Here is a 6,117-nt window from a genome sequence, read left to right on the forward strand (position 1 = left end):
CATTGTGTTTCTCCATCGATATTAGTGAAAAAAAATCCAATTTCTACAATCTAAATTCTACATGTAATGTGTACCTTTGCAGCAGTTTTGTAAAACCTAATGAAAACCGCATTGAATACTACGTCAAATACATTTTCCCTTAAAACGGTTTTTTTGGATTTTAAAGAAATCACGAAAGCGGGACTGGCCATCAGTGTTTTATTTTCCTCTATTGCGGGATATTTTCTGGGTTTTAATGATGAGCATCCGTTTCAGTGGTCTGTTTTGATAATGCTTGCCGTTGGCGGCTACTGCATGGTAGGGGCTTCGAATGCTTTCAATCAAGTCATTGAAAAAGATTTGGACGTTTTGATGAACAGAACCAAGAATAGACCTGTTCCGGCCGGAAGAATGTCTCCCACTGCCGCATTGTTAGTAGCTAGCTTATTGACTATAATTGGAGTCGGTCTTTTATATATGATTAATCCCAAAACAGCAATGTTTGGTGCGATTTCTATATTTTTATATACAAGTGTTTACACTCCGTTAAAGACAATAACGTCTTTGTCTGTTTTTGTCGGCGCTTTCCCGGGCGCAATCCCTTTTATGTTAGGTTGGGTTGCCGCAACGGGTGATTTTGGAATAGAGGCAGGAACTTTGTTTTTGATACAGTTTTTTTGGCAATTTCCGCACTTTTGGGCTATTGGTTGGTTTTTATATGAAGATTACGAAAGAGCGGGATTTTTCATGCTTCCTACAGGGAAAAAGGATAAAGGCACTGCATTACAAGTTATTTTATATACCGTTTGGCTAATTATAGCTTCATTATTGCCTTCTTTTGGCTATACGGGAAAATTGTTTATATCCCCTATCGCCGCTATCCTAGTTTTTTTACTGGGCCTATGGATGCTTTACTATGCGGTGCAACTATACAAATTGAGAAGCGCAAAAGCGGCAAGAACCTTGATGCTAGTGAGCGTTTCGTATATCACTTTGTTACAATTCGTTTATATAATTGATAAATTTTTGAGATAATTATGGAGGTTATAATGACAAAAGACGAGCATAAGGCGAGGACGGCAAGATCATACAAATTGATATTGTTGTTTGCTATGGTTAGTATGACCATGATGTTTGCGGGGCTTACAAGCGCTTTCGTAGTAAGCAAATCTAGAGTGGATTGGTTGAAGGATTTTGAATTGCCCTCTGCCTTTTATTACAGTACCCTTGTGATTATGGGATGCAGTATTACTTTTCATTTGGCTAAAAAAGCCGTTCAAAAAGACAATAAAAGTGCCACTACTACATTTCTTTTCGCTACTTTAGCCTTAGGAATATTGTTTGTGGTTTTGCAGTTCGTAGGGTTCGGCCAGATTGTAAAAAATGGCTATTATTTTACAGGAACGGAGAGTTCAATTACAACGACATTTCTTTATATCGTAACGGTTGTGCACTTGATTCACCTTGCAGGGGGATTGATTTCGCTTCTGATTATAATTTATAATGATTTTAAACAAAAATACAATTCGACTCAAACTCTTGGAATAGAACTAGGTGCGATGTATTGGCACTTTCTTGATTTCTTGTGGATTTATTTATTTGTATTTTTATATTTCTTTAAATAAGAAAAAAACGTAATTTTGGGAACTTTTTAACGAATAACTTTTATGGAAGCGACAGTTACTACTGCAAATAGTGAAGAAAAAACTTGGGGAGGCGGCAATGAGCCAATGGGAGCAAGTTATGGTAAATTAATGATGTGGTTTTTTATCGTGTCAGATGCCTTAACGTTCTCTGGATTTTTAGCAGCCTACGGTTTTTCTAGATTTAAATTTATCGAAACATGGCCTTTGGCTGACGAAGTGTTTACTCACTTTCCATTTATGCACGGTGTGTCTGCACCCATGTATTATGTGGCGTTGATGACTTTTATTTTGATTTTTTCGTCTGTAACAATGGTTTTGGCTGTTGATGCAGGTCATCAAATGAAAAAGAACAAAGTTGTTGTTTATATGTTTTTAACCATTATCGGTGGTATGATCTTCGTAGGGTCACAAGCTTGGGAATGGAAAAATTTCATAAAAGGGGAATATGGTGCAATCGAGACAAAAGGAGGTAGTTTGCTTCAGTTTGTTGACAAAGATGGAAAGCGTGTTGCGCTTGCTGATTTTGCGGCGACTTTGCCTGTGGAGAGAGAGCAATTGAATAGGAATAAAGCAACGTGGTTCATGAGTGAATCTTCTTTGCCGTCCTATACGGTAGCTGAAGTTCAGGCTGGTTTCAAAGCGCATCCAGATTTGTTGATACGTACAGAAGTTATTTATGAGGCAGATGAGGCAACTAAGAACGATGCTACAATCAATCATGATTTAACTAAAATTAAGCACAAAACAATCCTGACGAGAGAGGAATCCATGTTGAGATTAGGGCAAGCGACCTATGTTGTTGAAGGTGCGAATTTGACAAGAAATGAATACGGTAGTAAATTATTCGCTGATTTCTTTTTCTTTATAACAGGTTTTCACGGTTTTCACGTTTTTTCAGGGGTGATTATTAATATCATTATCTTTTTTAATGTGCTTCTTGGAACATACGAAAAAAGAGGGAGTTATGAGATGGTAGAGAAAGTTGGGTTATACTGGCACTTTGTCGATTTAGTTTGGGTATTTGTATTTACAGTATTCTATCTAGTTTAATTTTTAAAGATTATTATTATGTCACACGAACACGAATATGTATCAAATACCAGCAGAATCTGGAAAGTTTTCGGAATCTTATCAGCTGTTACAATAGTTGAGGTAATTTTAGGGATACTAAAACCGGAGGCCTTACACCTAAATCATTTTTTAGGGATGAACTTGCTTAACTGGATTTTTTATGCGCTGACTCTATATAAAGCGTATTATATTGTATATGCGTTTATGCATATGGAAGGGGAAAGAAGCAGTCTGAGATATGCCGTTGTTTTACCGGTTATATTCTTAATATTATATTTGCTTTTCATTCTTTTGACTGAAGGTAATTATATTTATGGGGTTTTTAAAGATTCCACTATCAAATGGAATTTTTAACAATATATTAATTCAAAAAAAGGGTATCCGTCGCGGCGGATGCCCTTTTTTATTTTATTTTTGTGTCGTAAATGACATATCCACATAATGAAAAAAAATATAGTTCTTTTTATTCTTTTTGTATTGCCAATCGTTGCTTATCTTTTTTTTGCGTCCGGTGTTAATGGCTTTACGAAATTACCCGTAATCACCCCTAAAATCGCTGATTTTGGAAATTGGGAATCTTTAAATAATGAAAAAGTTAGTTTAGACAATAAAATCACTATTTTAGGTTTTGCCGGTTCTGAGGTTTTAAAGCACAGAGGAAATCTATTTAACCTTAACGAAAAGATCTATCAGCGGTACCATACCTTTAAGGACTTACAATTTGTCATGATTTGCCCTTTAGGAACAGAAGATGATATTAAGAAAATCATGGATGCGCTGGACGAATTTACTGATGTTTCTCAATGGCATTTTGTTTTTACTACGCCAGACCAAATTAATCGATATTACGGGGAGTTAAAATTAGTTGGAAAACTTGATGAATACTCGGGTACTTCAGATGTCTATATTGTTGACAAGCAACGAAATCTTAGAGGCAGAAAAGAAAAGAAAGGCTATAAGGAGGGGTATGATACTTTTCATCCCGCCGAGTTGAGTAATGAGATGTTAGATGATTTTAAGGTTATTCTATATGAATACCGCGCTGCGCTCAAGAAAAATCACAATGCCACAAAAAAACTTTAAAGTTATAGTTTATGTTTAAAAACAAATCTTACATCGGGATTTCATTCGTAATTCTCATTTTCGGAATTTACGCAGTTCCTAAGATTGTATCCAGAATGCAAAACAATGAGATTGTAAAGGGAGCGCGCTTGGACATGGTAACAGGTGCAAACAGTGAAGCTGATAAGTTGACGAAAATAGGCCCTGCGCCCAAGTTTGAATTGATCAACCAGGACAACGTAAAAATCAGTAATGAAACATATAAGGGAAAAGTATATGTATTGGAGTTTTTCTTTACCACATGTCCCTCAATTTGTCCAAAAATGAATCAAAGCATGCTGTTGATTGAAAAAACATTTTTCGGCAATCCTAATTTCGGTATAGTTTCAATCACCATAGACCCGTCTCACGATACGCCTTCGGTTTTGAAAGATCACGCCGAGTTATTGGGGGTTAAATCCTCAAATTGGAATTTTTTAACAGGCGATAGGGAATACATTTTTAATTTAGCCAACAAAGGCTTTAACCTGTACGCGGGGGAGAATAGTGATGTAAAGGGTGGTTTTGAGCATTCGGGATTATTTGCTTTGATAGACAAAAACGGAAATATTCGTTGCAGAAAAGACGATTTTGGTAATCCTATCTTATACTACGATGGATTGGATAAAAAAGGGGTAAGAGATATTCAACAAGATATAAATGTGCTTTTAGAAGAATAAATGTTATGAGAGATCAAAATTTGGAGCAAAAATATAATAAATGGATTATTCTTTTATCAGTTGCAATTCCTCTGGTTGTCGTTTTGCTTTTTAGTGTTAATTTGAAAAAAATGGGTTTCGCGGTGGAGCCACTTAGTTTTCTTCCACCCATTTATGCTTCGATAAATGGACTTACGGCAGTACTGTTAGTGTTCGCCGTGTTGGCAATAAAAAACGGAAACAGGAAATTGCATGAGCGCTTGATGAAAATGGCAGTAGGATGTTCTGTTGCCTTTTTGGGGATGTATGTGGCCTATCACATGACTTCAGATTCAACAACTTACGGAGGGGAGGGAGTCGTAAAGTATATTTATTATTTTATATTGGTTACGCACATTGTTTTATCAGTTGTAATCATTCCTCTAGTTTTGATAACCTATGTTCGCGCGCTGGCACAAGTATTCGATAAACATAAAAAAATTGCCAAAATAACCTTTCCTATTTGGTTGTACGTCGCGATTACGGGCGTTGTGGTTTATTTAATGATATCTCCTTATTATGTTTAAAATAAATAAATTACAAGCTTCTTTATTCGCTTTATGCCTCTTTGTTCTTTCCGTTTCCGCAAATGCGCAATGCGCAATGTGTCGGGCTGCACTGGGTGGTGAAGGTAATAAAGCCCAGGCACAGGCAGTCAATGACGGAATCGTGTATTTGATGTTGATTCCTTATGTTTTAGTGGCCGGTATTGGTTTTGCCGTATATAGATTATACAGAAAAAAGAAATCGGAGTAACTTTTCGGTATTTACTTCAAGCCGTCGACTGAAATATTAATTTCTCCCTTTACCGTAATAAATGCAATAATCGCATTTTTCGTCAGTTCGATTTTTTGAAATCGAATGTCTTCCATTTTTCCGTTAACAAATACTCCGGGCATTGGCGAATAGTTGTTTAGGTAGCCCATCATAGTTTGCTTTCCTTCTTCAAGATTAGGTTGAATGGAATAACGGCAGCTTTGTTGAATTTTTCTTAAAACAATGCCTTGTGCAAGCCAATTTGCCGCTCTCATCAACTTATCTTTGGTGTCTAGGACATAATCAAGTTTGTCGAAATAAATTTCTTTTGTATCATCGGCGTATTTTGGGAATCCAGACAAATAGATTTTTCCGTTTATGGAGCCAAGCAAATCTAATGCAATAACGATTTTACCGTCTTTATGCCAGATCGACACATCTTGAACTTTTACTTTCTTAGAACCCGATTCAAATTCTTGACCTGCAAAATTCTTGCGAATTATCTTTGATGCATCTTGATAGGTAGATACTGCTACAATATTGGCCGAAATTTGGTTAGGGATTTTAATGGCGGGTTTTAATGTGATTTTAGTGGCGTCAAATTTTGTTTCCGGTTGCCTTCCGATCAAGGTTTCGATGGTGCATTTCATTCCCATTTGTAATACAAAAGCATCCTCTTTCAGTTTCGCTGCAGTCGAGTATATTTCGATTGGTACAATTCGAAGCCAGCTTTCATAATCTTCATTCATCTGAAAAGGGACAGATGTTTTTTCTAAGGCAGTCAATACATTGGGTTTGAAATCCATTGATTTTTCAATGGCTTCGTCAATTTTTCTTTCTATTTTCGATTTAAACAATTTTACGGC

The 6,117-nt window shown here is 36.3% G+C and carries 9 protein-coding genes; 8 read left to right on the forward strand and 1 reads right to left on the reverse strand.

Features of this window, described 5'->3' with window-relative positions:
• Positions 1–111: 111 nt before the first annotated feature.
• The 8 genes from cyoE (at position 112) to VIH09_RS06265 (ending at position 5,251) form a co-directional block, all read left to right on the forward strand.
• Complete coding sequence (gene cyoE, locus VIH09_RS06230; protein WP_331579000.1) at positions 112–1,014, forward strand: heme o synthase; 903 nt, start codon at positions 112–114, stop codon at positions 1,012–1,014.
• 2 nt (positions 1,015–1,016) lie between these two features.
• Positions 1,017–1,604, forward strand: coding sequence for a cytochrome c oxidase subunit 3 (locus VIH09_RS06235; protein ID WP_331578982.1), 588 nt, complete (start codon positions 1,017–1,019; stop codon positions 1,602–1,604).
• Between the two features lie 42 nt (positions 1,605–1,646).
• Positions 1,647–2,675 (forward strand): cytochrome c oxidase subunit 3, encoded by a 1,029-nt coding sequence (locus VIH09_RS06240; RefSeq protein WP_331578984.1) that lies wholly within the window; start codon positions 1,647–1,649, stop codon positions 2,673–2,675.
• 18 nt (positions 2,676–2,693) lie between these two features.
• Positions 2,694–3,050 (forward strand): cytochrome C oxidase subunit IV family protein, encoded by a 357-nt coding sequence (locus VIH09_RS06245; RefSeq protein WP_331578986.1) that lies wholly within the window; start codon positions 2,694–2,696, stop codon positions 3,048–3,050.
• Between the two features lie 87 nt (positions 3,051–3,137).
• Positions 3,138–3,779, forward strand: coding sequence for a hypothetical protein (locus tag VIH09_RS06250; RefSeq protein ID WP_331578988.1), 642 nt, complete (start codon positions 3,138–3,140; stop codon positions 3,777–3,779).
• Positions 3,780–3,790: 11 nt separating this feature from the next.
• Entirely contained in the window at positions 3,791–4,477 is a 687-nt protein-coding gene (locus tag VIH09_RS06255) for an SCO family protein (protein WP_331578990.1), read from the forward strand.
• Positions 4,478–4,482: 5 nt separating this feature from the next.
• Positions 4,483–5,022 (forward strand): DUF420 domain-containing protein, encoded by a 540-nt coding sequence (locus VIH09_RS06260; protein WP_331578992.1) that lies wholly within the window; start codon positions 4,483–4,485, stop codon positions 5,020–5,022.
• The gene (locus VIH09_RS06265) at positions 5,015–5,251 is read left to right on the forward strand and encodes a hypothetical protein (protein WP_331578994.1); all 237 of its coding nucleotides are present in this window, start codon (positions 5,015–5,017) and stop codon (positions 5,249–5,251) included. The genes VIH09_RS06260 and VIH09_RS06265 overlap by 8 nt, the downstream gene beginning before the upstream one ends.
• Before the next feature lie 11 nt (positions 5,252–5,262).
• On the opposite strand, the gene VIH09_RS06270 is transcribed toward VIH09_RS06265, so the two are convergent.
• The coding region (locus VIH09_RS06270) for a DUF4403 family protein (protein ID WP_331578996.1) at positions 5,263–6,117 on the reverse strand (855 nt) is incomplete at its 5' end.

The organism is Flavobacterium sp. (assembly GCF_036515215.1).
Taxonomy (GTDB): Bacteria; Bacteroidota; Bacteroidia; order Flavobacteriales; family Flavobacteriaceae; genus Flavobacterium.